At 65.4% G+C, this 1,705-nt stretch carries 2 rRNA genes; both read left to right on the top strand.

Annotated features, from left to right (window positions below):
- Positions 1 to 1,422, top strand: a 23S ribosomal RNA gene (locus DW943_RS10305); the annotation flags it as partial.
- A gap of 146 nt (positions 1,423 to 1,568) precedes the next feature.
- A 5S ribosomal RNA gene (gene rrf / locus DW943_RS10310) occupies positions 1,569 to 1,684 on the top strand.
- Positions 1,685 to 1,705: the final 21 nt, after the last annotated feature.

Raw genomic sequence — 1,705 nt, forward strand, 5'->3', positions numbered from 1 at the left:
TGATGGAGCGCGGCCCGCGGACCAGGGAAATCCGGTCCGCACGAGGGCGAGGCTCCGGACGAAGCGATCAAGCGAAGCGAGTGAGCCCGAGGTCCCTAGAAAAACCCCTAGGCAGGCGCGTGCGCGCCCGTACCGCAAACCGACACAGGTGGGTGGGTAGAACATACCGAGGCGATCGGGTCAACCATGGTCAAGGAACTCGGCACAATGGCCCCGTAACTTCGGGAGAAGGGGTGCCCGCGCGTACGTGAACCGGCTTGCCCGGGGAGCGGAGGCGGGCCGCAGTGGAGAGGCCCAAGCGACTGTTTACCAAAAACACAGGACTCTGCAGAAGCCGCAAGGCGACGTATAGGGTCTGACGCCTGCCCGGTGCCGGAAGGTCACGCGGAGGAGTTAGCCGCAAGGCGAAGCCCCGAAGCCAAGCCCCGGTAAACGGCGGCCGTAACTATAACGGTCCTAAGGTAGCGAAATTCCTTGTCGGGTAAGTTCCGACCTGCACGAAAGGCGCAACGACTTGGGCGCTGTCTCGACCATGGACCCGGTGAAATTGCACTGGTCGTGAAGATGCGACTTACCCGCGGAAGGACGGAAAGACCCCGTGAACCTTCACTGCAGCTTGGCATTGGCCGCTGGTCCCGCGTGTAGAGGATAGGCAGGAGGCACAGATCCGGAGGCGCCAGCCCCCGGGGAGCCGCCCTTGGAATACTGCCCTCGCGCGACCGGCGTCCTAACCCGAGGCCGTCGACCGGCTCGGGGACCGTGCCAGGCGGGCAGTTTGACTGGGGCGGTCGCCTCCTAAAGGGTAACGGAGGCGCGCGAAGGTCCGCTCGGGACGGTCGGCAACCGTCCTTTTGAATGCAAGAGTACAAGCGGGCTTGACTGCGAGGCCCACAAGCCGAGCAGGTGCGAAAGCAGGCTCTAGTGATCCGGCGGCCCCGAGTGGGTGGGCCGTCGCTCAACGGATAAAAGGTACTCCGGGGATAACAGGCTGATCTTGCCCAAGAGTCCACATCGACGGCAAGGTTTGGCACCTCGATGTCGGCTCATCGCATCCTGGGGCTGGAGCAGGTCCCAAGGGTACGGCTGTTCGCCGTTTAAAGCGGTACGCGAGCTGGGTTCAGAACGTCGTGAGACAGTTCGGTCCCTATCCTCCGTGGGCGCAGGAGAATCGATGGAGGCTGCCCCCAGTACGAGAGGACCGGGGTGGACGCACCTCCGGTGAACCGGTTGTCGACCAACGGCACGGCCGGGTAGCCGCGTGCGGCGCGGATAACCGCTGAAGGCATCTAAGCGGGAAGCCGTTCCAGGGATTAGTTCTCCTTCCGGTAAGGGCCCAGGTAGACTACCTGGTCGATAGACGGCAGGTGCAAGGGCGGCGACGTCCTCAGCCGAGCCGCACTAATCGCCCGAGCTCTTCCGGAACCGCACCTCGCGGCCCGCGGGACCTAGCGCTCATGCGCGGTCCGGGCACGAGGATGCCCCCGAGTCAGACCTTTCCTATGCGCCATGCGGCCCCCAGGGCACGTAGATGAGACCCAGGACACCGTAACGGTGGGCGCCGCCCACCGGTCAGCGGCCAGAGCATGGGGGGCACGCCCGGTCCCGTTCCGAACCCGGAAGCTAAGCCCCATCGCGCCGAGAGTACTGCGGGGCCAGCCCGTGGGAGGCCAGGGCGCCGCTGACCGGTGGACGGCACCGAGCCGTC

It is taken from the genome of Collinsella sp. AM44-11, assembly GCF_003467145.1.
GTDB lineage: Bacteria > Actinomycetota > Coriobacteriia > Coriobacteriales > Coriobacteriaceae > Collinsella.